The 24,782-nt window shown below is 72.7% G+C and carries 24 protein-coding genes; 11 read left to right on the top strand and 13 right to left on the bottom strand.

The window, feature by feature from the left end; all coding sequences use genetic code 11:
- Nucleotides 1-24: 24 nt before the first annotated feature.
- The gene (locus G3A44_RS14965) at nt 25-924 is read right to left on the bottom strand and encodes a helix-turn-helix transcriptional regulator (protein WP_163458408.1); all 900 of its coding nucleotides are present in this window, start codon (nt 922-924) and stop codon (nt 25-27) included.
- A 149-nt stretch (nt 925-1,073) separates the two neighbouring features.
- On the opposite strand from G3A44_RS14965, the gene G3A44_RS14970 reads away from it, so the two are divergent.
- Both G3A44_RS14970 and G3A44_RS14975 read left to right on the top strand, forming a co-directional pair.
- Nucleotides 1,074-2,510: an aldehyde dehydrogenase family protein gene (locus G3A44_RS14970; RefSeq protein WP_203561429.1), complete on the top strand. Its 1,437-nt coding sequence runs from the start codon at nt 1,074-1,076 to the stop codon at nt 2,508-2,510.
- Nucleotides 2,511-2,721: 211 nt separating this feature from the next.
- Nucleotides 2,722-3,219: a DUF3592 domain-containing protein gene (locus G3A44_RS14975; RefSeq protein ID WP_163458410.1), complete on the top strand. Its 498-nt coding sequence runs from the start codon at nt 2,722-2,724 to the stop codon at nt 3,217-3,219.
- 167 nt (nt 3,220-3,386) lie between these two features.
- On the opposite strand, the gene G3A44_RS14980 is transcribed toward G3A44_RS14975, so the two are convergent.
- The 5 genes from G3A44_RS14980 to G3A44_RS15000 form a co-directional block, all read right to left on the bottom strand.
- Nucleotides 3,387-4,166 (bottom strand): HpcH/HpaI aldolase family protein, encoded by a 780-nt coding sequence (locus G3A44_RS14980; protein ID WP_163458412.1) that lies wholly within the window; start codon nt 4,164-4,166, stop codon nt 3,387-3,389.
- 14 nt (nt 4,167-4,180) lie between these two features.
- A complete protein-coding gene (locus G3A44_RS14985) occupies nt 4,181-5,395 on the bottom strand; it encodes an iron-containing alcohol dehydrogenase (RefSeq protein ID WP_203561430.1) in 1,215 nt (404 codons plus the stop codon).
- Nucleotides 5,396-5,404: 9 nt separating this feature from the next.
- Entirely contained in the window at nt 5,405-6,640 is a 1,236-nt protein-coding gene (locus tag G3A44_RS14990) for a sialidase family protein (RefSeq protein ID WP_163458414.1), read from the bottom strand.
- On the bottom strand, nt 6,637-7,662 hold the full coding sequence (pdxA, locus tag G3A44_RS14995) for a 4-hydroxythreonine-4-phosphate dehydrogenase PdxA (RefSeq protein WP_163458416.1): 1,026 nt from the start codon (nt 7,660-7,662) through the stop codon (nt 6,637-6,639). The genes G3A44_RS14990 and pdxA overlap by 4 nt, the downstream gene beginning before the upstream one ends.
- Nucleotides 7,663-7,816: 154 nt before the next feature.
- Nucleotides 7,817-8,824: a Bug family tripartite tricarboxylate transporter substrate binding protein gene (locus G3A44_RS15000; RefSeq protein WP_163458418.1), complete on the bottom strand. Its 1,008-nt coding sequence runs from the start codon at nt 8,822-8,824 to the stop codon at nt 7,817-7,819.
- 162 nt (nt 8,825-8,986) lie between these two features.
- Here G3A44_RS15000 and G3A44_RS15005 point away from each other — a divergent pair, with 162 nt between their 5' ends.
- From G3A44_RS15005 to G3A44_RS15020, 4 genes are all read left to right on the top strand, one after another.
- The gene (locus G3A44_RS15005) at nt 8,987-9,814 is read left to right on the top strand and encodes a DeoR/GlpR family DNA-binding transcription regulator (RefSeq protein ID WP_163458420.1); all 828 of its coding nucleotides are present in this window, start codon (nt 8,987-8,989) and stop codon (nt 9,812-9,814) included.
- Between the two features lie 125 nt (nt 9,815-9,939).
- Complete coding sequence (locus tag G3A44_RS15010; RefSeq protein WP_163458422.1) at nt 9,940-11,100, top strand: four-carbon acid sugar kinase family protein; 1,161 nt, start codon at nt 9,940-9,942, stop codon at nt 11,098-11,100.
- 117 nt (nt 11,101-11,217) lie between these two features.
- A complete protein-coding gene (locus G3A44_RS15015) occupies nt 11,218-12,216 on the top strand; it encodes a Bug family tripartite tricarboxylate transporter substrate binding protein (protein ID WP_163458423.1) in 999 nt (332 codons plus the stop codon).
- The gene (locus G3A44_RS15020) at nt 12,206-12,931 is read left to right on the top strand and encodes an SDR family NAD(P)-dependent oxidoreductase (protein WP_163458425.1); all 726 of its coding nucleotides are present in this window, start codon (nt 12,206-12,208) and stop codon (nt 12,929-12,931) included. The genes G3A44_RS15015 and G3A44_RS15020 overlap by 11 nt, the downstream gene beginning before the upstream one ends.
- Before the next feature lie 87 nt (nt 12,932-13,018).
- Here the strand turns inward: G3A44_RS15020 and G3A44_RS15025 are convergent, their stop codons facing one another.
- From G3A44_RS15025 to G3A44_RS15040, 4 genes are all read right to left on the bottom strand, one after another.
- Nucleotides 13,019-13,687, bottom strand: coding sequence for an Ig-like domain-containing protein (locus G3A44_RS15025; RefSeq protein ID WP_163458427.1), 669 nt, complete (start codon nt 13,685-13,687; stop codon nt 13,019-13,021).
- A gap of 422 nt (nt 13,688-14,109) precedes the next feature.
- On the bottom strand, nt 14,110-14,715 hold the full coding sequence (locus G3A44_RS15030) for a hypothetical protein (RefSeq protein ID WP_163458428.1): 606 nt from the start codon (nt 14,713-14,715) through the stop codon (nt 14,110-14,112).
- Between the two features lie 70 nt (nt 14,716-14,785).
- On the bottom strand, nt 14,786-15,637 hold the full coding sequence (locus G3A44_RS15035; protein WP_163458430.1) for a dioxygenase family protein: 852 nt from the start codon (nt 15,635-15,637) through the stop codon (nt 14,786-14,788).
- Nucleotides 15,638-15,732: 95 nt separating this feature from the next.
- Entirely contained in the window at nt 15,733-16,320 is a 588-nt protein-coding gene (locus tag G3A44_RS15040; protein WP_163458431.1) for a helix-turn-helix domain-containing protein, read from the bottom strand.
- A 146-nt stretch (nt 16,321-16,466) separates the two neighbouring features.
- Between G3A44_RS15040 and G3A44_RS15045 the strand changes: the two genes are divergently transcribed.
- The 5 genes from G3A44_RS15045 to G3A44_RS15065 all read left to right on the top strand — a co-directional run bounded on the left by G3A44_RS15045 (nt 16,467) and on the right by G3A44_RS15065 (nt 21,369).
- A complete protein-coding gene (locus G3A44_RS15045) occupies nt 16,467-17,582 on the top strand; it encodes a threonine aldolase family protein (RefSeq protein ID WP_163458432.1) in 1,116 nt (371 codons plus the stop codon).
- 114 nt (nt 17,583-17,696) lie between these two features.
- Entirely contained in the window at nt 17,697-18,389 is a 693-nt protein-coding gene (locus G3A44_RS15050) for an AraC family transcriptional regulator (RefSeq protein WP_163458434.1), read from the top strand.
- A 118-nt stretch (nt 18,390-18,507) separates the two neighbouring features.
- On the top strand, nt 18,508-19,359 hold the full coding sequence (locus G3A44_RS15055; protein WP_163458436.1) for a DMT family transporter: 852 nt from the start codon (nt 18,508-18,510) through the stop codon (nt 19,357-19,359).
- Between the two features lie 47 nt (nt 19,360-19,406).
- Nucleotides 19,407-19,952 (top strand): hypothetical protein, encoded by a 546-nt coding sequence (locus G3A44_RS15060; RefSeq protein ID WP_163458438.1) that lies wholly within the window; start codon nt 19,407-19,409, stop codon nt 19,950-19,952.
- A 76-nt stretch (nt 19,953-20,028) separates the two neighbouring features.
- Nucleotides 20,029-21,369: an oligosaccharide flippase family protein gene (locus G3A44_RS15065; protein WP_163458440.1), complete on the top strand. Its 1,341-nt coding sequence runs from the start codon at nt 20,029-20,031 to the stop codon at nt 21,367-21,369.
- A 39-nt stretch (nt 21,370-21,408) separates the two neighbouring features.
- Here the strand turns inward: G3A44_RS15065 and G3A44_RS15070 are convergent, their stop codons facing one another.
- The 3 genes from G3A44_RS15070 to G3A44_RS15080 all read right to left on the bottom strand — a co-directional run bounded on the left by G3A44_RS15070 (nt 21,409) and on the right by G3A44_RS15080 (nt 24,741).
- Nucleotides 21,409-22,473: a glycosyltransferase family 61 protein gene (locus G3A44_RS15070; RefSeq protein ID WP_163458442.1), complete on the bottom strand. Its 1,065-nt coding sequence runs from the start codon at nt 22,471-22,473 to the stop codon at nt 21,409-21,411.
- An 82-nt stretch (nt 22,474-22,555) separates the two neighbouring features.
- Nucleotides 22,556-23,656: an acyltransferase family protein gene (locus tag G3A44_RS15075; RefSeq protein ID WP_163458443.1), complete on the bottom strand. Its 1,101-nt coding sequence runs from the start codon at nt 23,654-23,656 to the stop codon at nt 22,556-22,558.
- Nucleotides 23,657-23,736: 80 nt separating this feature from the next.
- Nucleotides 23,737-24,741: a tripartite tricarboxylate transporter substrate binding protein gene (locus tag G3A44_RS15080; protein WP_163458445.1), complete on the bottom strand. Its 1,005-nt coding sequence runs from the start codon at nt 24,739-24,741 to the stop codon at nt 23,737-23,739.
- Between the last annotated feature and the right edge of the window lie 41 nt (nt 24,742-24,782).

A 24,782-nucleotide genomic window follows, 5' to 3' on the forward strand; every position in this document is an offset into this window, starting at 1 on the left:
GCCCGTCGGGCCCGTGGCCGGTCCTCAGCCGCCGGCCAGCACCCGCACCAGCCGCGCGGTGGAGGCCACGCCCAGCTTGGCGCGGATGCTGCGCAGCTGGTGGTCGATGGTGGCGGTGGATCGGTCCAGGGCGCGGGCCACTTCCTTGTAGCTCAGGCCCTGGGCGACCAACCGGGCCACTTTGCGCTCGGCCGGCGTCAGGCGGGCCAGCCAGGGGCTCAGGTGGCCCGGGTGGCCGGACGCGGGGGCCAGGTCCGGATCCGCAGGCGGCAGCCCCCCCGCGGCGGCGCCGTCGGCCAGGGGCCCTACGGTGTCCGGGGCCGCCAGCGCCTGCGCTGTCTCCAGCACGGGCGCCAGCAGCTGCTGGCAAAGGGCCGGCAGGGCCTGCAAGGCGCCGGGCTGCCAGTGGGGGCTGGCGTCTTCCCAATCGGCGCAGATCAGGCCCACGGGGCGGCGCCCGGCCAGGCCCAACGCCAGCTTGGCGGCGGTGCCGGCCTGGGCCAGCAGGGCCCGGGTGCCGGCCGACACCTGGCGCTGCTCGCTCAGGTGCGGCAGCACGCACAGGCCCTGGCTGGCCCAGACCTGGCGCACACCGGGCTCGGTGGCTGGCACTCGGCGGCCCAGCATGCTGGGCATCAGGCCCGGGCGGCGCTGGCTCTCCACCAGCACCACGTAGTCGCGCGCCCCCTCCGGGCCTGCGCCGTAGCCGCCGGGGCCGGCGTCCACCCGGTCGGCGTGCACGGTGCGGCACAGCCAATCGGCGGTGATCTGCCAGCACCGGGCGGGGTCGTCCAGGTAGAGCAGCAGGTGGGCGGCCAGGTCCCGGGCGGGCTGCCAGCGCAGGGCTTGCGGCCCGTCCAGCAGCAGGGCGCGCAGGCGGCGCTGCTCCTCGTGCAGGCGGGCGTCGGCATGGGGGGTGGGCATGACCGGGAGTCTCGCCGAGAAGCCCACGGCCGGCCCCGGCCCCGGGCCGCACCTGGGGGAAGTCCCGGGGCGAAGGTTCGCGATGCGTGGCCCGCCCGGCCCTGCCCATACTGGCCTGCAGCCAAGCCAAGACTTCCGGAGACACGCCCTTGCACACCCCCACCTACCTCAACACCCTGGCCGGCCAGGCCGTGGACTCGCCCACCCACTTTGACTCGTTCAACCCGGCCACGGGCGAAGTGATCGGCCGCGTGCCGCACAGCACGCCCGATCAGGTGGCTGCCGCTGTAGGCGCGGCCCACGCCGCCCAGCCGGCCTGGGCCGCCCTGCCCGATGCCGAGCGCCAAGCCCGCCTGATGGCTGTGGCCGATGTGCTGCACGAGCACGCCGAGGCACTGGCCACCTGGGTCACACGCGAGCAGGGCAAGCCGCTGGGCGGCGTGGGCCCTGATCAAGTGCCCGGCGCCCGCTTTGAGCTGCACGGCTGCGAAGCCTGGACCCGCGTCACCGCCTCCCTGCCCCTGCCCGTGGACGTGGTGTTTGAAGACGACACCCGCCGCGACGAGATGCACCGCCGCCCGCATGGCGTGATCGGCGCCATCGCCCCCTGGAACTGGCCGCTGCTGATCGCCATCTGGCAGATCATCCCCTCGCTGCGGGCCGGCAACACGGTGGTCATCAAGCCCTCCGAACTCACCTCCATCGGCACCTTGGAGATGGTGCGCCTGATGGCCGCCGCCCTGCCCCCGGGCGTGCTCAACACCGTGAGCGGCGGCGGCGAGGTGGGCGGCTGGCTGGTGGAGCACCCGCGGGTGGACAAGGTCATGTTCACCGGCTCCGAAGCCACAGGCATCAAGATCGCCACCGCCGCGGCCCGTCACCTCAAGCCCACCACGCTGGAGCTGGGCGGCAATGACGCCGCCATCGTGCTGCCCGATGCCAACCCGCGCGCCATCGCCATGGGCCTGTTCTGGGGCGCCTTCCTCAACATGGGCCAGACCTGCGCCTGCGCCAAACGCCTGTATGTGCCCGACAGCCTGCACGACGCCGTGGTGGCCGAGCTGCGCGCCCTGGCCCAGGCCCTGCCCATGGGCAACGGCCTGCAGCCCGGCGTGGCCTTGGGGCCCCTGCAAAACCGCCCGCAGTTCGACAAGGTCAAGCGCCTGGTCGACAGCGCCCGCGCCGGCGGCGCCACCATCGTCTGCGGCGGAGAGCCCCTGCCCGGCCCCGGCCTGTTCTACCCCGTGACCCTGGTGACCGACATCGCCGACGGCGCCCCCCTGGTGGACGAGGAGCAGTTCGGCCCGGTGCTGCCCATCCTGCGCTACCGCAGCGTGGACGAGGCGGTGGCCAGCGCCAACCGCCTGCAGGTGGGCCTGGGCGCCTCGGTCTGGGGCACCGACACCGCCGCCGCCCATGCCGTGGCCCAGCGCCTGCAGGCGGGTACCGTCTGGATCAACCAGCACGGCGCCATCCACCCGCTGGTGCCGTTTGGCGGCATCAAGGCCTCCGGCTGGGGCGTGGAGTTTGGTGCCGAAGGCCTCAAGGCCGTGACCCGCGGGCAGGTGATCAGTTTGAAGAAGTGAGGCGCCACGGGCGCCACCACGGCCCAGGGCGTCGATACTCACCGGCGGCTGCGCCGGCAGGCCCGAGCCACTCCCGGTGGTGGTACGGTGCCTGCGGCAGGCCTCCCACCTGGGAGGCGGTGCGGGCCGCACGGGGCATGATGGGCGCGGCTCGGGCCTGATCTGGCCCCAACCGCTTCAACGACTAGGACCCGACAGGACGCGGATCACGGTGCTCGACTACCTGCGAGACATGCTGGACTTGGCCCTTCGCAAGGAGGTCCAGGGGATTCATTTTTGGGCGACGGTGTACGTGCTGGTCGTTCTGGGCGGATCGCTATGGCACGTGCTGAAGGTTCGTGCTTGGCCACATGCCGAAGGCCAGCTTTTGAGCTTGGGCATTCGTCCCCTGGGGGGTGCTGGCCTGGGCTCAGGCGACGCAGACCATGTGCCCTCGGCGCTTTACCGGTATCAGGTGAACGGGCAGGAGTTCCTCGGCCATGAGATCTCGGTATGGAAGATGTCTGCATCGGGCCTGCTCAAGAACGCGGCCTATGTGCTGCCCCGCCTGGTGGCTGTCGAGCCGACGGGTCGGGTGCGCATCTACTACCACCCCAAGCACCCCAACAAGAGCCTCTTGTTGCGGCCGGGGTGGATGAGCCTTTGCAGCCTGACGGTCGCCATGGGGCTGACGGCGGCGCTCTACCTCTGGAGTTGGCACCTGCCCTGAGCCAAGGGGCGGGCCAAAGGGGGTGATTGGGGCGCGGCGCCCGCTGCTGCGACGCCTTGCCGCGTGGACGACCGCAGCTTGTACAGGCCCATCCCAAGGCAGTGCATCGCCGATCCACGCCCAACCGTGGACCGTGGATCGAGGGCAAAGCGCTCGAACGGTGCCCCTCAGCCCTCCCGCCACTTCGCCGCCAGCGCATCCGCTGCGGCGATGAGCAGGTGCAGGTCGGTGCCCACGCCCACCAGGGTGGCGCCTTGGGCGATGTAGCCCTCGGCTTTGCCGTCGGCGGCGAGGATGCCCACCGGCTTGCCGGCGGCGCGGCCGGTGGCGATGGCCTGTGAGATGGCGGCCTGCACCTCGGGGTGCAGGGCGTTGCCGCGGTGGCCCAGGCTGGCAGCCAGGTCAGAGGGGCCGATGAAGACGGCGTCCACGCCGGGCACGGCGCAGATGGCGGCCAGGTCGTCCAGGGCTTCGCGGGATTCGATCTGCACGATCACGCCGATCTCGTCGTTGGCGCGGGGCAGAAAGTCTTTGCGGCGCAGCCAGCCGCCGGCGCGGGTGCTGCTGGCCACGCCGCGCTGGCCGTCGGGGGCAAAGCGGGTCCAGGAGACGACTTCGGCGGCCTCTTTGGCGTTGCGCACGTTGGGCACCATGATGTTGGGCGCGCCAGCGTCCAGCACGCGCTTGATCCAGGCCATGTCGTGGATGGGCACACGCACGATGGGGGCGACCTGGGTGCCGCGCAGGGCCAGCAGCTGGCTGCCGATGATGTGCAGGTCGCTGGGGGTGTGCTCCATGTCGAGCAGCAGCCAGTCGAAGCCGGAGCCGGCCAGCACTTCAACGATGGCCACATGGTCGAAGTTGATCCACAGGCCCAGCAGGCGCTCGCCAGCGGCCAGGGCGCGCTTGAAGTGGTTCTCGGGCAGGGAATGGACGGGGGTGTGCATGGTGTCTCGTCTCCTCAGAGCACGTCGGCGTAGATGGCGCGCATGGCGGCGTGGTCCATCGGGCGGGGGTTGTTGTCCAGCAGGCGGGTGACCTTGGCGGCGCCGGCCACCAGGGCGTCCAGGTCGGCTTCCACCACGCCCAGGTCGCGCAGGCGGGTGGTGATGCCCAGGTCGGCGTTGAGCTGGCGCAGTGCGGCCACAAAGGCATCGGCCGCGTCGGCATCGCTCTGGCCTTGCACGGGCAGGCCCAGGGCGGCGGCCATGGCGGCAAAGGCGGCTTCGTTGCCCACACGGTTGTAGGCCATCACGGTGGGCAGCAGCATGGCGTTGGACAGGCCATGCGGCACGCGAAAGCGCCCGCCCAGCGGGTAGGCCAGGGCGTGCACCGCCGTGGTGGAGCTGGTGGCGATGCACACGCCGCCGTAGTAGCTGCCCAGCAGCATGTCTTGGCGGGCGTCCACGTCCTGCCCGTTGGCAAAGGCGCGGCGGATGCTGCGGCCAATCAGGCGGATGGCCTCCAGCCCGTACAGGGTGGAGAAGGTGTTGCCTTTTTTGGAGGTGACGCACTCGATGGCGTGGCACAGCGCGTCAATGCCGGTGTGGGCCGTCACCTCGGCCGGCAGGCTGAGGGTGAGCAGCGGGTCCAGCAGCACCAGGTCGGGCAGCAGGTGGGGGCTGACGATGCCGATCTTGAGCGCGTCCTGCGGCACCAGGATGATGGAGTTGGGCGTGGCCTCGGCGCCGGTGCCGGCGGTGGTGGGCACCATGGCGGTGGGCAGGCCACGGCCGGGCACCGGGGTGCCCGAAAGCAGGGCGCGCAGGCTGACCGGGTGGGCCAGCAAGACGGCCAGGACCTTGGCCACGTCGATCGCGCTGCCGCCGCCGATGCCGGCCACAAAGTCGATGGGCTGGCTGGCAGCTTCCGCCGCTGATTGGGCGGCGGCCAGCAGGCCGTCCACGTCACTTTCCAGCGGCTCGGGCGGCACGGGGGGCAGCAGGCTCACGCGGGTGCCGGCGGCTTCCAGCGCCGGGATCAAGGCGGACAGCGGGCTGTCGGCGGCCACATGGCGGCCCACCACCAGCAGCAGGTGGCGCGGGCGCCAGCCGGCCAGCAGCTCGGGCAGGCGCTGCAGGCAGCCGGCGCCGGCCACCACGCGGCCGGCTTGGTGGAGGATGGCCGGGGCGGCGGCGGGGTTTGAAGCGTTCACGGTGCTCATCACGGTGCTCATGTCAGGGGCTCAGTCCTGCGTCGGAAGGGGGAGTCCCGCATCAGCCGGCAAGGTGGCGGCCCAGGCTTCGTCGCACACCACATGGCGGATGTGCTGGCGGTGCCAGGTGTAGGCCAGCTGCAGGCGGCCGTCCGGGCCCTGGTGGACGCTGGGGTAGGAGAGTTCGCGGTTGCGCTGCTCGGCGGAGTTGTTGGTCAGGCAGTAGCCGTCGCCGGTCTCCACATCGCGACGCATCGGCCAGCTCAGGCCGTCGTCGTCCGACAGCAGCAGGGCCATGGGGGCGCGCGGCGCCCCCCAGAAGGCCAGGCGGCGGCCGCCGGCGTTGGCGGCGCCGGCCTCCGGCAAGGGATTGGCGGCGTCATCTTCCGATTCGATCTCGTCATAGAGCGAGACGCGGCGGTCGGTGGCGTGGGCGGCGCTCACCGGGTTGCACACCAGGGCCAGGCGGCCGCTGGCCAGGCGCACCACCTGCACCGAGGAGTTGTTGTTGGGCACCGGGGTGGGCTGCGGGGCGCTCCAGGTCTCGCCGCCGTCGTGGCTTTCGCTGCGGTAGACCCAGTCGGCCCAGCGGCTGCGGTAGAAGGCCAGCAGGTGGTCGGGGCCCTGGCTGCCGGGCACCACGTTCATGTGCACGGCACCCAGGCTGTGGGGCACTTCGCGCACGGTCCAGGTGGCGCCCTGGTCGTGGCTGATGAAGAGCACGCTGTCATCGTCGTCGCCGCTCCAGCGCAGGCCGGGCAGCGCGCGGCAGCGGAAGACGGGCAGCAGCCAGGCGCCATCGGCCCGCACCAGCGGGGGCTGGCGCACGAACAGGCCGCTGCCGGGCAGCAGGTCGCGCGGCTCGTCCCAGGTGGCGCCGCCGTCGGTGGAGGTGCGGCAGCGCACCACGGCGGTGTCTTGGTGGCCGGCGCGCTGGGCGGTGTGGATCAGCCACAGCCGGCCGTCGGGCGCGGTGAAGAGGATGGGGTTCTGCTCAGAGCGGGCGCTGTCGTGGCTCAGCCGCACCGGGGGGCTCCAGGCGCTGGCGCCCGGCGTCAGGGTGGAGAACCACACGCAGATGTCCGAAAGGCCTTCTTGTGTGCCACCAAACCACACGCAGGCCAGCCGGCCGTCGGCCAGGGTGGTGAGGTTGGCGGCGTGGCTTTGCACGCCGGTGGCCGGCAGGTCGCGCACGGCGCCGGCGGCCAGCAGGTCGGGGTGCGGTGCGGCGGTGGGCAGGGCGGTGGTGAACTGTGGCGCGTTCATGCGGCTTCCGCTGCCATGCGGGCGCGGCCTTCAATCAGGGTCTGGGCGTAATGGATGGCGTCCACCAGGCTGTCGGCGTTGGCGATGCCACGGCCGGCGATGTCAAAGGCGGTGCCGTGGTCCACCGAGGTGCGCAGGATGGGCAGGCCCAGCGAGATGTTCACGCCGCTGATGGCCTGCCATTTGCCGGTGGCCGGGTCCACATTGAAGCCCAGCAGCTTGACCGGGATGTGGCCTTGGTCGTGGAACATGGCCACTACCGCATCAAACTGGCCGGCGCGCAGCTTGATGAACACGGTGTCACCCGGCCAGGGGCCGGTGAAGGCCTCGCCCCGGGCCTGGTATTCGCGGATGACGGGGGCGATGACGGCGTCGTCCTCCTGGCCCAGCACGCCGTTCTCGCCGGCGTGGGGGTTGAGGCCACACACGGCGATGCGCGGTTTGTCGATGCCCAGGGTGCGCAGGGCGTCGAGCGTGACGTCGAACACGCGGCGCAGCCGGGTGGGGGTGACGCGGCCGGGCACGCTGGCCAGGGCGCAGTGGGTGGTGACGTGGGTGACGCGCAGGTTGTCGTGCGCCAGCATCATCACCGCGTCGCGTTGGCCGGTCAGGTGGGCCAGCAGCTCGGTGTGGCCTTCAAAGGCATGGCCGGCCAGGTGCAGCGCTTCTTTGGACAGCGGCGCGGTGACGATGGCATCGGCCCGGCCGGCCTGCACCTCGGCCACGGCGCGGCACACGGCGCGGTAGGCCCACTCGCCGCCAGCGGCGCTCACCTCGCCGGTGCGCCATTCACCCACCACGGGGCCCAAGTCCTGGCCCACGTCGATCATCCGGGCGGCGGTGGGCGGCAGGCCCAGCTGGGCTTCGGCCTGGCGCAGCGCGGCCTCGCAACCGGCCACCTGCAGGTCCAGGCGGCCGGCTTGCACCTCGGGCGCCAGGTGCTGGACGGCCTTGGCGATGATTTCAGGGCCAATGCCGGCGGGGTCGCCCATCGTCAGGATCAGGCGGGTGGGATGGCTCATCGGGTTCTCTTTTCTGCGCGGGGAGGGATCGGACGGGGGCGGCGGGAAAAATCGCCCGCCCGGACACGCTGCGGTGGCGGGCCCGGTGCGGGCGAAACGTTCCAACGACGTTCTCGGGACAGGGCCGGCCGGCGGGGCCCGGGCGGCCGGGGGTTCAGTCGGCCTTGATGTTGGCGCTCTTGATCAGTTTGCCGATGCGCTCGTACTCCACCGGCACCAGCTTGGCCAGCTCGGCGGCATCGCCACTGGCGGGGCTCACACCCACGCTGCGCAGCTTGTCGATCACCTCGGGCTGCTTGAGCGCCGTTTGCAGGGCGCCGGAGAGCTTGGCCACCACGTCCTTGGGTGTTTTGGCCGGGGCGAACAGGCCGTACCAGGCGGTGAACTGGAAGCCGGGGTAGCCGGCCTCGGCAAAGGTGGGCACGTGGGGCAGGTCGGGCAGGCGCTGCGGCATGGAAACCGCCAGCGGCCGCACCTTGCCGCCGCGGATCAGCGGCATGGAGTTGGTGGCGGTGTCGAAGATCACCGGCACGCGGCCACCGATCAGGTCCAGGATGTGGGCATTGCCGCCCTTGTAGGGCACATGGGTCATCTGCGAGCCGTTGGTGGCGTCAAACAGTTCACCGGCCAGGTGCAGCGGCGAGCCATTGCCCGAGGAGCCGTACATCACCTCGCCGGCCTTCTTCTTGGCGGCGTCGCCCACCTCCTTCAGGCTCTTGAAGGGCGAATCCGGGTAGGTGATGACGATGATGGGCGCCTGGCCCAGCAGGCCGATGGACTCGAAGTCCTTGAGCGGGTCGTAGTCGGCCTTGATGAGGTGGGGGCTGGCGGCATGGGTGGCCAGGCCGCCCACCAGGATGGTGTAGCCGTCCGGCGCGGCCTTGGCCACGGCGTTGGCGCCCAGCAGCGCGCCGGCGCCGGGCTTGTTGTCGATGATGACCGTGGTGCCCAGGGCCTCGCCCATCTTCTGGCCGATCAGGCGGCCCAGCATGTCGTTGGCGCCCCCGGCCGGGTACGGCACCACCACGGTGATGGGCTTGGCGGGGTAGCCGCCCTGCGCCCAGGCCCCGGGCATGGCGGCAGCGGTGGCCAGGGCGGCCAGGCCCAGGGCGGCGGCGCGGCGGGTGGTGAAGGCGAAGCGGGAAGTGGTGCGGCGTGTCATGAACGGTGTCTCCGGTGGCGTGGCGCTTTGTGAGCGTTTCTGATTGAACGCTTCGCATATCCTCCACAATCAATCACAAAGCGTCAATAGGTGTCAGATCCGATCAAACCCTGGCGCGGCCAGGCGCAGAATGCTGACCATCCACTGCCCAGCCGCCCCGACATGAGCGCCCCCCTGCCCGAATCCGCCCCGTCCCTGGCCGTCGTCTCGCTGCTGCCCGCGCAGCGCCGCCAGCGCATCGTGGAATTCCTGCGCCGCCATGGCGCCGTCACCCTGGTGCAGCTGGAGCAGGCGCTGGAGGTCTCGGTCTCCACCCTGCGGCGCGACCTGGACAGCCTGGCGGCCGAAGGGGTGATCGACCGCACCCACGGCGGTGCGCTGCTGCGCCAGCAGGGCTACACCGCCTTCGAGCCCGATTCGGTGGCGTCGTCTGAGCTGTCGCCGCGGGAGAAGCGGGCCATCGGCACCGCGGCGGCGGCGGCCCTGCAGCCCCACCAGAGCGTGATCTTTGACAGCGGCTCCACCGTGCTGGAGGCCGCCCGCGCCGCCGTGGCCCGGGGCCTGCCCTTCACCGCCGTGACCAACGACCTGGCCATTGCCCAGGCGCTGGGGGCCAGCCCGCAGGTGCAGGTGCATGTGTTTGGCGGCCAGCTGCGCCCTGGCAGCCAGACGCTGGTGGGGGAGCAGCTGATCGAGGCCGCGCGCGCCATCCAGGCCGATGTGCTGCTGTGCGGCGCGCATGCCATCACCGGCGGCATCATCACCGAGACCTCACCCGAGGTGGCCGCCGTCAAGCGGGCGCTGATGCGTGCCGCCGTCAGCCGCCGCCTGCTGGTGGATGCCTCCAAGTTCCGCCCGCGCACCTTCATGCAGGTGGCCACGCTGGACGAGGTGGACGAGATCTACTGCGACGACGCCCTGCCCGCCGACGAGGCGGAACACCTGCGCAACCTGGGCAAACGCCTGACGCTGGTGCCCGTGACCGGCTGAGCCCCACCCGCCCGACGCGGCCTGCCGCACCGGGCTTCTGACGCCCCGCCTTGCCCTGCCCGACCGGCGCGCCGCTGCGCGACCGGCGGCAGCGCCCTGCCCGCTGACGCCCACGGCCCCTCCCCATGACCCACCCCTGGCTCCCCCTGCACCTGCTGGCCGATGACCTGACCGGCGCGCTGGACAGCGCCGCCGCCTTTGGGGCGGGCGTGCCGGTGCACCTGGACCGTCCCCCGGCGCACGCCGAGCGGCCCGGCCCGGCCGTGGCCGTGCTGGCCACCGCCACCCGTGACGTGGCCCCGCCCACGCTGCCCGGGCACCTGGCGCCGGTGCTGCCCTGGTGGGCCGATGCGGGCATCGCCTTCAAGAAGGTGGACAGCCTGCTGCGCGGCAACACCCTGGCCGAGGTGGCCTGGCTGACGCGTGCCGGTGGCTTTGGCCGCGTGGTCATGGCCCCGGCCCTGCCCGCCCAAGGCCGCTACACCCTGGGCGGCCGGCTGGCCGTGGCCCCGGCCGGTGCCCCCTGGACGCAGGCCGAGGCCCGGGGCCCGCAACTGGCGCAAGCCCTGCACGCGCTGGACTGGCCGGCGGACTGCGCCCTTCACCTGCCGGATGTGCGGGACGACGCCACGCTGGACGCCCTGCTGGGCGAGGCCCTGCCCGCCCTGGCCGGTCCCCAGCCGGCACGGCCCACGCTGTGGTGCGGCAGCGCCGGTCTGGCTGCCGCCTGGGCGCGGGCCCTGAAGCCGGTCCGTGCCGCCCCCCCTGGGTGCCCGGCCCCTGCCACAGCAAGTGCCGCCACCGGCGCGGTGTGGGTGGTGGGCGCCAGCCACCAGGCCATCGCCCGGGCCCAATGGGACCGGGCCCAGGCCGCCTGGCCTCAGGCGCTGACCGTGCGCCACGGCCAGCCCCAGGCGCTGGCCCAGGCCTGCGCCGTCCTGCGGAACGCCGCCGCCGGCGGGCCCGGGCCGGTGCTGATCGACCTGGCGCCCCTGCACCCGCTGACCGCGGCCGAGGCCGCCACCTTGCTGCACACCCAGGTGGCCGCCCTCACCGCCCTGCCGCCACCGGCGCGCCTGTTGGTGCTGGGCGGCGACACCGCGCTGGCCCTGGCCCGCGCCACCGGCGTGCAGGCCATGGTGAGCGGCCTGCCCGGCCGCCCAGGCTGGGGCCAGGCCCGCTGGCAGGGCGGCCGCTGGCACGGCCTGCTGATGGATTGCCGCTCCGGCGCCTTTGGCGCCGAGGACGACCTGTGCCGGGCGCTGGAGGTGGTGATGCCGGCGTGATGCCGGCCGTCTCCCCGCCGCTGCCCACCGCCCGATCCCTGCCCGATTTCCGCCCCAGGCGGCCCGCCCCCACCGCGCCCTGACGCGGCATTGAAGACCCCTACGGAGACCTCCCCCATGCAACGCCGCCTCTTTCACCGCACCCTGGCCACCGGCGCCGCCCTGGCCGCCACCGGCGCCCTTTGCGGCCTGGCCAGCCCGGCCGCCGCCCAGGCACCGGCCGCGGCCTATCCCGGCAAGCCGGTCACGGTGATCATCCCCTTCCCGCCCGGCGGCACGCTGGACGCGGTGGGCCGCATGCTGGCGCAGAAGTTGGGCGAGCAGCTGGGCCAGACCTTCGTCATCGAGAACCGGCCGGGCGGCGCGGGCACCATCGGCGCCAGCGCGGTGGCCAAGGCCCCGGCCGACGGCTACACCCTGCTGTTCAACGCCTCGGCGCTGACCACCACGCCCATGACCCTGAAGAACCCGCCCTATGACGTGGTGCGGGACTTCAGCCCCATCGCCCTGGTGGCCAAGGCGCCACTGGCCGTGGCGGTCAACAAGAACGCGCCCTTCAACGACATCAAGGGCCTGCTGGCCCATGCCAAGGCCAACCCGGGGCGCCTGAGCTTTGCGGTGGGCTCCACCGCCTCGGCCGGGCACCTGGCCACCGAACTGCTGCGCCGCAGCGCCAACGCCGAGCTGGTGATCGTGCCCTACAAGGGCTCCGCGCCGGCCTACCAGGACCTGATCGGCGGCCAGATCGACGGTTTCATCGACCCCATCCTGGGCTCTGCCGCCTTTGCCAAGGCCGGCCAGCTCAAGGTGCTGGCCGTCACCAGCACCCAGCGTGTACCCGCCCAGCCCGACATGCCCACCGTGGGCGAAACCGTGCCGGGCTACGCCTTCTACAGCTGGTACGGCCTGTGGGGCCCGGCCGGCCTGCCCCCGGCCATCGCCCAGCGCCTGAACGCCGAGGTCAACAAGGCGCTGGCCAGCGACATGCGGGACAAGCTCACCCAGCAGGGCCTGGTGCTGACGCCGGGCTCCATCGCCGACTTCAGCCGCTTCCAGACCGAGGACATCGCCCGCTCGGCCAAGATCATCCGCGAGGGGAACATCCGTGCCGAGTGACGCCGCCGGGAACCGTCCGCACGCCGTGGTCTCCGGCGCCAGCGCCGGCATCGGCCGGGCCATCGTGCAGGCCTTGCTGGACCAGGGCTGGCGCGTGACCGGCCTGAGCCGCCAGGCCCCGCCCGATCTGGACCACCCCGACTACCAGCACCAGCCACTGGACCTGGTCGACGCGGCTGCCACCCAGGCCGCTGCCCGTGCCCTGGCTGCCGCCCCCGGCGGGGTGCAGGCGCTGGTGCATGCCGCCGGCGTGTTGCGCGTGGGCCCGCTGGGCGCACTGGACGCCGAGGCGGGCCGCGCCATGTGGGCCCTGCACGTGGCCGCCGCCGAGCACCTGGCCGACGCCCTGGTGCCCGCCATGGCCACCGCCGGCCACGGCCGGGTGGTGTTGGTGGGCAGCCGGGTGGCCCAGGGCAAGGCGGGTCGCAGCCAATATGCCGGCACCAAGGCCGCCCTGGTGGCGCTGGCGCGCAGTTGGGCGGCCGAGGTGGTGGCGCGTGGTGTCACCGTCAACGTGGTCTCGCCGGCGGCCACGGCCACCGCCATGCTGGCCGACCCGGCACGCGCCGGCAGCGCTCCGGCGGTGCCGCCCCTGGGCCGGCTGATCGCCCCGCAGGAGGTGGCCGCGCTGGTGGCCTTCCTGCTCTCGCCCGTGGCCGCGTCCATCACCGGGCAGGAGATCCAGGTGTGCGGCGGGGCCTCGCTGGCGCGCTGAGCAGGCACCGGGCCCGCCTCGTTCACTGCGGATACGACAGGGTGAGGCGCTGGCTGAAGACCTTGCCGCGGCCCGGCGCGGTGAAGGTCAGCCGCAGGCGGCGGCCCTGTGGATCTGCAGCGTGCTCGACAGGGTGCTGCTGCCATCGTCGGTGGTGAAGGAGACCGCCACCCCGTCTGCCACCGGGTGGCCGTTGGCGTTGCTGAGGTAGGCGGTCAGGGTGGTGCTGCGGGTGCTGATGGACTGCATGTCGGAATTGACGGTCACGCTGGCATGGGCCGCGGCGGTGGCGGTGACGACCACGCGGGTGGCCACGCTGCCCAACTGCACGGTGGTGGTGCCGGCACTCTCGGTCACGGCCAGGGTGGCGGTGCCGCTGTAGCTGCTGGCGTCCACCGTGGCCGTAGCAGTGAGGGTGGTGGCACCGGCGCTGGCCGGGGTGACGTCCAGCAGGGCCACGCCGTCGTCGCCGGTCAGGGCGGTGGCGACGCTGGGGCTGTAGCTGAGCAGGCCCCTATCGTCGGAGAAGCTGACCACCACGCCGCTGACCGGTGCGCCGTCGGCATCGGTCACGGTGGCGCTGAGCTGTACCGAGGTGGTGCTGGTGCTGACCGAGCTGACCTCCACGCCGGAGGCCAGCACGGCCACGGCCACGGTGTAGCTGGCGTCGTCAGTGGTGGTGCTGGAGGCGCTGCTGTCCTCGTCGTCAAAGACCGAGGTGCCGGGGTCGCCGTTGTCGCTGCAGCCCGCCAGCACAGCCAGCAGCAGCAGGCCCAGCGCCAGACAGGCCCACAGAACGGACCTCCCCGCCCTCCCGGCGCCTGCCGCCCGCGCCAACGGCCCTGGCCCGCGGCCGTCTCGCCCCGGGCAGGCGGCGCCGGCCCATGCCCCTGTGTACGTGTGTGCCGCTGGCCGCATGGTCCGGCGCTCCTCTTGGGTGTCCGGGCCGGTCGGTCGGTGGATAGGTGGTGGGTTTCAGCCGCTCGGGCACAGCCCCGGCGCCAGGGCTGCGACGTCCGGCCCCGCGCGCCCGGCAAGCATGTTCCGGGGGCGGAGATGAAGGAATCTTGCCGCGGGGTTACGGCCGTGCAATGACGCGGGACCGCCACATTCGCGACACCTGCCGGCAGGGGGCGGGCGTGGGGCGCGGTCCCCCGCCGCAGGTCTGGCCCACGGGCTCAGGCCGCCGGGGCGGCACCCCACAGGGCGGTCCATTGCAGGGGGGTCTGGTGCAGCGGGGCCTCGCCCGCCGCCGCCTGGACCAGGGCCTCGGGCGTCCAGGTGCTGTCCGGCGCCAGGGCCACCCAGGCCAGCAGGTGGCCGTCGCGGGCCTGCAGCCGGGTGCCGGCACGGCCAAAGGCCACCTCGCATGGTGGCAACCCGTCCCAGTGCAGGCATTCCCAAAGCTGGGTGCTCAGGGGCAGCACCGAGACCGGATCGGCCACCAGCACGGACTCGGGGGCGCGGCGCAGCCAGCCCGTGGCCAGCGCCCTCCAGGCCTGGCGCCACCAAGAGCGCTCCGCGGGCTGCATCAGCGGGGCAGGCCCCTGCAACGCCGGCGGGCCGTCCTGGGCCAGCAACGCCAGCAGACGGTCCAACCAGGCCTCGGCCTCGGACTCCCAAGCGGGATCGGCCGCGCCGAAATCGGTGAAACCCGCGGCCTCGAAGCAGGCGTCCGGGTTGACGGGCGCGGGCCACAGGGCCAGGCCCGTGGCGCCCGGGACCAGGGGGCCCGGCCACTGGGCGGCCGGCACCTCGCCCCAATGCAGCTCAAAGCGTGTCATGCCGCCATGGTAGTGGCGCGCATGACACCGGCTTGACAGCGCCACCCGGCGCGCCGGGAGAGACCGCCGCTCAGGACAGGCGCACCACCAGGCTGCCGGTGTAGCCGGTCGCAGGGCTGCCACCGTCGGCCAGGGTCAGCAGCTGCGTGGCGTAGCCATCGCTGAAGACGTTGTCGCTGCTGAAAGTGACCGAGGTGTTGGGGCTGTGGCCATACAGCGCGGTGGCATAGACCGCCTGCGTCACCGCCTCCGGGAAGGCGATCTGGCTGGTGAGTGCCGGGGTGCCGCGGGCATAGTCGCCGTCGGTGTACACCTCGAAGTGGATGTGGGTCATGCGGCCGGCATACCAACCGGGATAGACGGTGGTGAAGGTGACCTGGCCCTGGGCGTCGGTCAGCTGCACGCCGCGCAGGAACTGCTCGCCGGCATGGCTGCCGTTGGCCGAGCCGCTGTAGGCCGAGTACTCGCCGTCCTTGTCGCAATGCCAGATGTAGACCGCCACCCCGGCGCCCACGGGCGTGCAGCCGCTGCCCGTGGTGATGGTGAGGGTCAGGGTCAACGGCGTGCCGTCCTTGAGGGTGGCCGAGCCGATGTTGCTGCGGATGTCGCGGCGCAGGATGCCCGCAAGGGCCAGCACGTCCACCGTGCTGCCGCTGTTGGCATTGGAGCCGTCGGCGGGGTAGGGGCCGCCGGTCTCCGTGGGGGTGGCGGTGCCCGGGCAGCTGGCGCTGGTGGAGCCCGTGGCAGAGCTGCTGTCGGACCCACTTCCCGTGCTGGCGGCCCTGTCGGGATCGCGGTCGTCGTCGGAGCCGCCGCAGGCCACCAGGGCCGCCGCCGGCAGTACCGCCCACCCGCCCAGGGCCAGCAGGCGCCGACGGTCGAGCACTGGCAGGGGCACGGGGTCTGTAGGGGTCGGGGTCATGGGTGCAGGCTTGGTCAGGAGGGGCAGGGGCCCCGACTCTGCCGCCAGGATGTTGCGGCTCTGTTGCCCGGCGCGCCGCACCGGCCGCTCACCGCTCAGCCCAGCTGCTCCACCACCAGCCAGGCCCGCGCCACCGCGCGGCCGGTGTTGCGCAGCGCATGCGGCTGATCGGCGGCGTAGCGCGCCGTGTCGCCCGCGCGCAGCAGCTGCTCGGCGCCACCGGCGCGCACCAGCAGCTGCCCGGCTTGCAGGGTGAGGTGCTCGCGGGTGCCGGCTTCGTGCGGATCGGACACCAGTTCGCCGCCGGGCTGCACGCTCAGCTCGTACCACTCGGCTCGGCCGGCCAGGGGCAGCGGGCCCAGGATGCGCAGTTCGCAGCGGCCGTCATGGCTGCGTATCAGCGGCACCGCATGACCGGGCAGCAGCTCGATGGCCGGGGCGGTGGGCGCGGCCTCGGGTTCGGCCAGCAACTCGGTCAGGCTCAGGCCCAGGGCAGTGGCCAGGCGCCAGAGCACCGCGATGGTGGGGTTGGCCTGGTTGCGCTCCACCTCGGAGAGCATGGACTTGGACACGCCCGCACGGCGCGACAGCTCCTCCAGCGACAGGCCCTGCTGCTTGCGCAGCGCCTGCAGGCGCTCGCCCACCACGGGCGGGCCGGCGGAGAGGGTGACGGGATCGGACATGGCGGCGTAAAATTCTATAAACCGGAAACTTGTTCGGCATACCGGAAATCTGAGAGAATTTCCGCCACACCGGAAGAACCCGCCGAGTGTAGTGCGCGCTGCCGGCCACCGCCAGCAGTGCCAGCCGCTGACCGCCAGGAGCCCCCATGCCCCGTCGCCCCGCCACCGCCGACCCCCTGCCCGCCGCCCTCGCCGCCCCGGCCCTTGTGTCTGGCGCCCCCCCTGCGGGCTACCACCTGCAGTTCGCCAGCGACAACACGGCAGGCGTCTGCCCGGAGGCGTTGGCCGCCTTCGCCCAGGCCAACACCGGCTTTGCCGCCTCCTACGGCAACGACGACGCCACCCACACCGTCTGCGACCGGCTGCGCGAGGTGTTCGAGGCCGACGCCGAGGTGTTTTTTGTCTTCAACGGCACGGCGGCCAACTCCACCGCGCTGGCCGCGCTGTGCCAGTCCTACCAGGCGGTGGTGTGCAGCGACACCGCCCACGTGCACACCGACGAGTGCGGCGCGCCGGAATTCTTCTCCGGCGGCTCCAAGCTGCTGACCGTGCCGGCGCGCCAGGGCAAGCTCACCACCGCCGGCCTGACCGAGGCCATCGAGCGGCGCAGTGACATCCACTACCCCCGCGCCCGCGCCGTGACGCTGACGCAGAGCACCGAACAGGGCACGCTGTACCAGAGGGGCGAGATCAGCGGCCTGGCCCGCGTGGCCCATGCCCACGGCATGAAGGTGCACATGGACGGCGCGCGCTTTGCCAATGCCGTGGCCAGCCTGGGCTGCGCGCCGGCCGACATCACCTGGCGCGCCGGGGTGGACGTGCTGTGCCTGGGCGGCACCAAGATGGGCCTGCCGGTGGGCGAGGCCATCCTGTTCTTTGACCGCCAGCTGGGCGCCGACTTTGCCTACCGCGCCAAACAGGCCGGGCAGCTGGCCTCCAAGATGCGCTTTGTCTCCAGCCCCTGGCTGGCCATGCTGGAAGGCGGCACCTGGCTGCGCCACGCCGGTCACGCCAACGCCATGGCCCACCGCCTGGCCGAGAAGGTGGCGGCCCTGCCCGGGGCCGAACTGCTGCTGCCGCCCGAGGCCAATGGCGTCTTCGTCAGCCTGCCCGAGGCGGCCATCGCCCGGCTGCGGGCGGCCGGCTGGGCCTTCTACACCTTCATCGGCGGTGGGGCGCGGTTCATGTGCTCCTGGGCCACCACGCCCGAGGCGGTGGACCACCTGGCCCACGACATCGGCGCGGCGCTGGCCGCAGGCTGACCGGCCCCCACTTTCCTGACCCTTCCTGGAGACCCGAATGGCCGAACGCAGCGGCGGCACAGGCAGGGCCCGCTGAGCCCGGGCCACGGCCGCAGGACCGAGAATCCCACCGCCATGCCCGCTGCCCTGCCCCCCCTGTTCACCCTGCGCCGCTACGGCCCGTCCAAGGGCAGCCACGACCACGCCCATTTCCAGGTGCTGGTGCCGCTGGACGGCGCGCTGGAGCTGGAGGTGTCCGGCCGGGGCTGCCGGCTGCTGCCAGGGCAGGGCCTGCGCATCGCCCCAGGCGAGCGGCATGACTTCGAGGCGCCGGGCGGCAGCCGCTGCCTGGTGCTGGACACCGCTGACGACCAGTGGGCCTGCCGCACGGCGCAGGCCCAGGCGGGGGCACCGCTGGCGCCGCTGGCGGACTTCATGGCCCAGGCGCTGGACCAGGGCTTGCCGGTGTCGCCCCTGCACGCGGCGCAGTTGCTGGTGCAGGCCTGGGCCCATGCGCCGACGGCCACGCGCCCGCTGCGGCGCGAGATCGACTGGACCGGGCTGCAGCGCTGGGTGACGCACCGTCTGGGGGCTCCCCTGTGCGCGGCCGACCTGGCCGCCCAGGCGGGGCTGGGCGAGAGCCAATTCCGTGCCCGCTGCCTGCTGCACACCGGGCTGACCCCCATGCAGTGGGTGCGCCAGCTGCGCCTGACCCGGGCCCGGGCCCTGCGCGCCCAGGGCCTGGGCGTGGCCGAAACCGCCCGGCGGGTCGGCTATGACTCGCCCTCGGCCCTGACCGCCGCCCTGCGGCGCCCCCCGCCGCCGTGACCCCGTTTGCGCGCACCAGCACCACGGCCCCGCGCCGGCGGATCGGCGGCCCTGTGGATCGGCGTCCCGCACCGGCCCGCCGGCGTCTGGCGATGCTCCTGGCGGCATGCTGTCGGCCATGACCCGTGCTGACCTGCTGGCCCTGGCGGCCATCCTCCTGTGGGCCTCCCTGGCCGCCCTGGGCGTGAGCCTGTCCCATGTCCCGCCCCTGCTGCTCACCGGCCTGGGCCTGCTGGTGGGCAGCCTCATCGCGCTGCCGCTCTCCGGCGGGCGGCTGGCGGCCTGGCGCGTGCCGCTGCCCACCCTGGCCCTGGGGGTGTATGGCCTGTTCGGCTTTCACCTCCTGCTGTTCATGGCCCTGCGCAGCGCCCCACCGCTGCAGGCCAACCTGGTGAACTACCTCTGGCCGCTGGGCATGGTGGTGCTGGCGCCGCTGATCCTGCCGGGGGTGCGGCTGCGCGCCGGGCATGTGGGGGCGGCGCTGATGGGCTTTGCCGGCGCGGCGGTGGTCATCCTGGGACGCGGCAACGGCGCCGCACTGCAGGGTGGCTGGCATGGCGGCTACGCCCTGGCGCTGTGCTCGGCCTTCGTGTGGTCCACCTATTCGCTGGGCACCCGGCGGGTGGCGGCCTTTCCCACGGCGGCGGTGGGCAGTTTTGCGGCCGTCTCGGGGGTGCTGGCGCTGTTGGCCCATGCAGTGCTGGAGCCCACGCCTGCGCTGAGCCTGCGCGACGGCCTGCTCATCGCCGGCCTGGGCCTGGGGCCGCTGGGCGGCGCCTTCTTCCTGTGGGATGCGGCGCTCAAGCAGGGCGACCCGCGGCGCATCGGCCTGCTGAGCTTTCTCACCCCGCTGTTGTCCACCCTGGTGGTGGCGCTGACCACCGGGCAGGCCCTGTCGGCCAGCGTGGCGCTGGGCGCTGCCCTGATCGTGGGGGGCGCGGTCTGGGGCAGCCGCACCCGGGGCGACTGAGGCCACTGAGCCGGCGGACCGGCCCGCCCGCGTGGGATCATGCGGGGATGGCCCGTCCGTCCTTGCCTGCGCCTGACGCTTCCACCGGCACCCCGTCCGCCACCACACCCACCGGCCCCACCAGCCCCCCTTGGCCCCAGCTGCAGCCAGCGCCAGCCGCGCCGCGCCGCGGCCTGCGCGCCCTGGTGGTCCTGGCCTGCCTGGGCAGCTCCGGCGCCGGGGTGGTGATGGCGGCGCTGTCCCTGCCGGTGCTGCTGGCCGCCCTGGGTTGGGGCCTAGCGCTGACGGTGGTCCTGCTGTGGCTGCTGGGCGCAGCTGCCCTGCTGCGGCTGGCGCTGGCCTGGGTGGCGGGGCTGCACCTGGGCCGGCGCGCCGCGCGCCGTGCCCACTGGCAAGGCCTGGCCGCCCTGTCCGCCCTGCCGCTGGCGATGGTGGTGTCCGCCTGGGCAGGCACCGGCAGGGGCGGTGGCAGTGGCGACCCGGCACGGTCAGCCGACCTGGCGCTGCAACTGCTGGGGCTGCAGGTACTGCTGGTGCTGCCCGCCATCGCCCTGGCGGTGGGGCTGCAGCGTTTTCACCGGCGGCTGCTCTAATGCGGCGCCCGATCCCGGGGCGCTTCCTGTTTTCGCCCACCTCGTGAGACCGCCTTCCCCCTCCCCCTCCTCGGCCTTGAGCCGACTGCGTGCCGCCAGCGGCTGGATGCTGTTCCTGCAGTTCGGCAGCCAGGGCCTGCGCTTTTTCAGCAACCTGGTCCTGGCCCGGCTGCTGATGCCCGACGCCTTCGGCCTGGTGGCCACGGTGAACCTGGTGATCATCGGGCTGAACCTTTTCAGCGACATCGGCCTGCACAACTCGGTGGTGGTCAGTGCCCGGGCCGTGGAGCCGGCCTTCGCGCGCACGGTCTGGACCCTGCAGGTGTTGCGCGGGCTGGTCCTGGCCGGCTGCTGCCTGGCCCTGGGGCTGCTGATGCTGGTGGTGGGCCGGTGGGACGCCCTGGCGGGCACCACCTATGGGGATCCGCGGCTGCCTGCCGTCTTCCTGGCCTTGAGCCTGATGCCAGTGGTGACGGGGCTGCAGTCGGTGCGGGTGCTGCTGGCCAAGCGCGAGCTGCGCACCCGCGACCTGGCCGTGCTGGAGCTCGGGGGCCAAGGCGTGGCCTTCATCACCACCGCCACGCTGGCCTGGCTGACCCATTCCCATTGGGCGCTGGTCGTGGGCGGCCTGACCGGCGCCCTGGTCCAGACGCTGGCGGGACACTGGCGCCTGCCTGGCCCGCGCGACGGCTGGCAGCTCGAACGCGAGGCCATGCGCGAGGTCCTGGGCCATGCCAAATGGCTGCTGCCGGCCTCGATCCTGGCTTTCCTGGCCGCCAACAGCGACCGGTTGGTGCTGGGCGGTGTGGTCGACGCGGCGACGCTGGGCATCTACAGCATGGCCTTTTTGCTGATGAACGCCTTCCAGCAGATCGCGGGCAATCTGTGCGCAGGGGTGGTGTTTCCGGCCCTGAGCGCCGTGCAGCGCGAAAACCCCCAGGCCATGGGCGCCACGCTGGCACGCTTCCAGCGGCTGTACGACCTGGGGTTTGTCACCGTGGGCAGCGCCCTGGCCGTTTGCGGCAGCCAGGTGGTGGGGCTGCTCTACGACCCACGCTACGCCGCCGCCGGCCCGATGCTGCAGTTGCTGGCCGCCGGCAGCATCGGCCTGCGCAGCCAGATCGGTGAGCTGGCGTTTCAGGCCTTGGGCCAGTTCAAGTGGTCCGCAGCCGCGCGCTTGGTGCAATGGCTCAGCTTGCTGGTCGGTCTGGGGACGGGCCTGGCGCTGGGAGGCGTGCTGGGGGCCACGCTGGGCATCGCCCTGTCCTCGTACGCGGTCTGGCCCCTGGTGATGGCGTTCAACCGCCGCCATGGCCTGCGCCCGCCTGGCGCCCACCGCATGCTGCTGCCGGCCCTGGCGGCCGGTGGCCTGCTGGGCCTGGTGGTGCGCCAGCTGCTGTGGTGGCTGCAGGGCTGAGCCGGTCTCCCGCCGCCGCCGGCGGCCGCCCTGGCAGCCCTAGGGCTCCAGCCGGTCGATGAGGCGGCGCACCCGGTCGATCTCGATCTCGAATCCCCCCGGGCAGGCTTGTCCGACGGTAAAGGCATAGCGCAACCCCAGCAGGTCGCAGTACGCCTTGAGCGTGTTGTCAAACTTGAAGGGCGGCTGCAGCGTCAGCAGGGTGGCCCCCGCCGGCAGGGCCATCAGGGCATGGGTGAGGTGGCTGCCCTCCACGCCCACCACCAGCCGGGCGCTGGCGCAGATGCGGGCCAGCGCCGCCGCGTCCATGCCCAGGGGATCCACCACCTGCAGGCCATGGTCGCCCAGGGCCCGGGCCAGCGCCTCCTCATGGCGCAGCAGGCGCTGGCGCCCGCTGTGTCCACGCATCAGGAAAACCCCCCGCGGCCCGCCGGACGCACCGCCCACCGCGGCACGCAGCCGTTGCCGCAGCCGGTCCAGGGCCTGGGCCTTGAGCGGATGCGGCCCCCAGGGCAGCACCAGGCTCAGGCGGCGGATGAAGGCATCCTCCAGGCGCTGCGGTGCCTGGCCAAACAGCGCCAGGTACTGCCGCTGGTGATCCGAACTGCCGGCACCCACCGAGAGCCCCGGCCACGTGGGCAGCCAGGTCGCCAGCGCCTCGGTCAGGCTGCACTCATCCAGCATCCAGTGGCCGAAAAAGGTGCAACTCTGCCTGTCGGCCACCAGTGCCGCCTGAGCCAGTTCGGGCACCCCACCCCAGCGCCACAGCGGCGGACGCCGCGCCACCAGACGGCGCAGACGCCCGCGACTCAGCAGGGCCCCCCCCACCAGATGCACGTTCTCCACCTCCACCCGCACCGGTGCCGGCATGTCCAGAGTCCCCCCCCGGATGCGCTGGTACTCCAGCGCCAGGGGAAAGAACTCCCCTGCGGACACGGGGCGGCGCAAGTCCTCCTCGTCCAGGTAGAGGGCGGGCGGCACCTGCCACTGCGCAGCCTGGCCCAGCGGCTCGCGGACCATGGCCAGATCGGTGAAGGAAGCGGCCCTGCCAAGGCGCTGGCGCAGCAGGCCAGGCAGGCAGGACACCAGGAACGGCGACGACATGAGGACGGGGCGTGGAGGAGATCGGCGGAGCTGACCCGGGTGAACCGGGTTTCCCGGGCACGATAACGCACCCCGGGTCCGGTCAGGCGGCGCGGCGCGAGGTGGTGGACTTGCGCAGGAACCGCTGCTCCCAGTAGCGGTGGCTCCACCCGGCCAACACAAAGGTCAACGCCAGGTACAGGCCCAGGCGGGTGGCAAATCCCAGGGCCGGGGGCCAGCTGACCATGAGCGGCTTGAGCACCGCCCAGACCAGCACCCGCACCGCTTCGTGATAGATGTAGGCGCCGTAGGACACCTGCCCCATCCACACCCAGGACGGTCGCTGCAGGAACCGGCTCACACAAACCGGCGCCATGCCCAGCCACAGCTGCTGGATGAACAACCCCAGGGCCAGGGAGAGCACCACCAGGGCCAGATCATGCCCCCCAGGGGTGGGGCGGGCGCTCAGCGTGGTGCCCCACACCACCAGGGCGGCCAGCAAGACCCCCAAGGGCCAGCGCCCAGCCGCCTGCGCCACCCGCGCCGCCACGGCCGGACGCGTCATGCCCCAAGCCGCCACCGCTGAGCCCACCAGCAGCAGGAAACCCCGCGTGAACAGCATGTGGTCCTTGAGCAGGCCCTCTGGCCACGCCCCGTAGGCCAGCGCTGCCAGCGCGGCCAGGGCCGCGGTCCCCGCGGCCACCCACCGACCGTGGCGCAACACCGCCGCCAGGGTGGGCGCCCAGACCAGGTAGTACTGCTGCTCCAGCGCGAGCGACCACAGGTGCACGGTCAGGATTTGATGGCGCCAGATGCCCCCTTGAGGCACGAAGTTGATGGCGTGCAGCCACAGGGCCAACAGATAGCCGCCGACGTTCCAGCCGCCCTCCTCGGCAAAGCCCGGGTCCGGCAGCAGCAGCATCACGCCACACAGGACCGCCAGATAGAGGTAGTACGCAGGCAGCAGACGGCGTGCCCGGCGAAGCAGGAAGGCCCACAGATCGATGCGGCCCGTGTTCGCATGCTCCTGCAGCAGCAAGGTGGTGATGAGGAAGCCGCTGAGGACAAAGAACACGTCCACCCCGATGCCCCCCCAGCTGAACCCCGGGGCACCGGCATGAACCAACATGACGGCGAGGACGGCCAGGGCCCGGACGCCGTCCAGCGCCTTGACATGGGTGGGAACGGCAACAGGAGATGACATGCGCGGGATACCTCTGGAAGGCGCTTCGTTCTGGCGGACAGGATTCTCCATCCCTTCCGGCGCCCGGCCCCGCGCGGGCCTCACTCCATCGTGATGCGGGCCTTGGCCACGTAGGCGCGCAGCAGCGGCAGCTCGCGGGCCAGGCGGGCGTCGTAGGCGGCGGCGGGCTGGAAGCCGACCTCCAAGCCGGCGTCTTTCAAGGCGGTCTGCACCGCCGAGTCCGACAGCGCGGCGGCCAGGGTGATGGAGAGCGTACGCGAGACGGGCGCGGGCAGGCCCTTGGGCGCCACGATGGCCAGCCAGGACACCATCTCGAACTGCGGCATGCCGGACTCGGCCACGGTGGGCACCTGCGGCAGGTACTGGGCCCGGCGGGCACCGGTGGTGGCCAGCACCTTGACCTTGCCGGCGCGCAGCATGGGCAGGGCGGCCACCAGGGTGTCCACGCTCAGGTTGACCTGTCCGCCCAGCAAGTCGGCCATGGCCGGGGCGCTGCCCTTGTAAGGCACATGGATCATGTCCACACCGGCCATGACCTTGAGCATCTCGCCGGCCAGGTGCGCGGTGGTGCCGGTGCCGAAGGAGGCATAGGTCAGGCTGCCGGGTTTGGCCTTGGCCTGGCCCAGCAGCTCACCCATCGAGTTGGCCGGAAAGGAGGGCAGCGCCATCACGGCCAGCGGCGAGCTGCCGACCATGCCCACCGCCTCGAAGCTCTTTTCCGCCGAGTACTGCAGGCGCGGCTTGAGCGCGGGGTTGACGGTGAAGGTGCTGTTGGAGGAGATCAGCAGGGTGTAGCCATCGGCCGGGGCGCGGGCCACGGCGGCCGCGCCCACCTCGGTGCCGGCGCCGGGCCGGTTGTCCACCACCACGGTCTGGCCCAGGCGGTCGCCCAAGGCCTTGGCCACGATGCGGCCCACCGTGTCGGTGGCGCCGCCGGCGGTGAACGGCACCACCAGGGTGATGGGCCGGCTGGGATAGGCATCGGCGGTGGGGGTGGTGGCGGCGGCGGCCGGCAGGCCGGCGCCCAGGGTGGCGAGTGCGGCCAGAGGCGCCAGGGACTGGGTGAGGAAGCGGCGGCGGGACATGGCGGACTCCTGTGGGCGGGAAAGGGTAAGGGGAAAGGTCG

The sequence above is a fragment of the Ideonella livida genome (genome assembly GCF_010499455.1).
Taxonomy (GTDB): Bacteria; Pseudomonadota; Gammaproteobacteria; order Burkholderiales; family Burkholderiaceae_C; genus Ideonella; species Ideonella livida.

Bases quoted from the DNA above. Each gene is read 5' to 3' on its own strand.
- G3A44_RS15040 (WP_163458431.1), bottom strand. From the start codon at position 16,320: ATGTCCGATCCCGTCACCCTCTCCGCCGGCCCGCCCGTGGTGGGCGAG.
- G3A44_RS15000 (WP_163458418.1), bottom strand. From the start codon at position 8,824: ATGACACGCCGCACCACTTCCCGCTTCGCCTTCACCACCCGCCGCGCC.
- G3A44_RS15055 (WP_163458436.1), top strand. From the start codon at position 18,508: ATGACCCGTGCTGACCTGCTGGCCCTGGCGGCCATCCTCCTGTGGGCC.
- G3A44_RS15010 (WP_163458422.1), top strand. From the start codon at position 9,940: ATGACCCACCCCTGGCTCCCCCTGCACCTGCTGGCCGATGACCTGACC.
- G3A44_RS15050 (WP_163458434.1), top strand. From the start codon at position 17,697: ATGCCCGCTGCCCTGCCCCCCCTGTTCACCCTGCGCCGCTACGGCCCG.
- G3A44_RS14980 (WP_163458412.1), bottom strand. From the start codon at position 4,166: ATGCACACCCCCGTCCATTCCCTGCCCGAGAACCACTTCAAGCGCGCC.
- G3A44_RS15015 (WP_163458423.1), top strand. From the start codon at position 11,218: ATGCAACGCCGCCTCTTTCACCGCACCCTGGCCACCGGCGCCGCCCTG.
- G3A44_RS15070 (WP_163458442.1), bottom strand. From the start codon at position 22,473: ATGTCGTCGCCGTTCCTGGTGTCCTGCCTGCCTGGCCTGCTGCGCCAG.
- pdxA (WP_163458416.1), bottom strand. From the start codon at position 7,662: ATGAGCCATCCCACCCGCCTGATCCTGACGATGGGCGACCCCGCCGGC.
- G3A44_RS15030 (WP_163458428.1), bottom strand. From the start codon at position 14,715: ATGACACGCTTTGAGCTGCATTGGGGCGAGGTGCCGGCCGCCCAGTGG.
- G3A44_RS14990 (WP_163458414.1), bottom strand. From the start codon at position 6,640: ATGAACGCGCCACAGTTCACCACCGCCCTGCCCACCGCCGCACCGCAC.
- G3A44_RS15045 (WP_163458432.1), top strand. From the start codon at position 16,467: ATGCCCCGTCGCCCCGCCACCGCCGACCCCCTGCCCGCCGCCCTCGCC.
- G3A44_RS15060 (WP_163458438.1), top strand. From the start codon at position 19,407: ATGGCCCGTCCGTCCTTGCCTGCGCCTGACGCTTCCACCGGCACCCCG.
- G3A44_RS15035 (WP_163458430.1), bottom strand. From the start codon at position 15,637: ATGACCCCGACCCCTACAGACCCCGTGCCCCTGCCAGTGCTCGACCGT.
- G3A44_RS15075 (WP_163458443.1), bottom strand. From the start codon at position 23,656: ATGTCATCTCCTGTTGCCGTTCCCACCCATGTCAAGGCGCTGGACGGC.
- G3A44_RS15080 (WP_163458445.1), bottom strand. From the start codon at position 24,741: ATGTCCCGCCGCCGCTTCCTCACCCAGTCCCTGGCGCCTCTGGCCGCA.
- G3A44_RS14965 (WP_163458408.1), bottom strand. From the start codon at position 924: ATGCCCACCCCCCATGCCGACGCCCGCCTGCACGAGGAGCAGCGCCGC.
- G3A44_RS14985 (WP_203561430.1), bottom strand. From the start codon at position 5,395: ATGAGCACCGTGATGAGCACCGTGAACGCTTCAAACCCCGCCGCCGCC.
- G3A44_RS15005 (WP_163458420.1), top strand. From the start codon at position 8,987: ATGAGCGCCCCCCTGCCCGAATCCGCCCCGTCCCTGGCCGTCGTCTCG.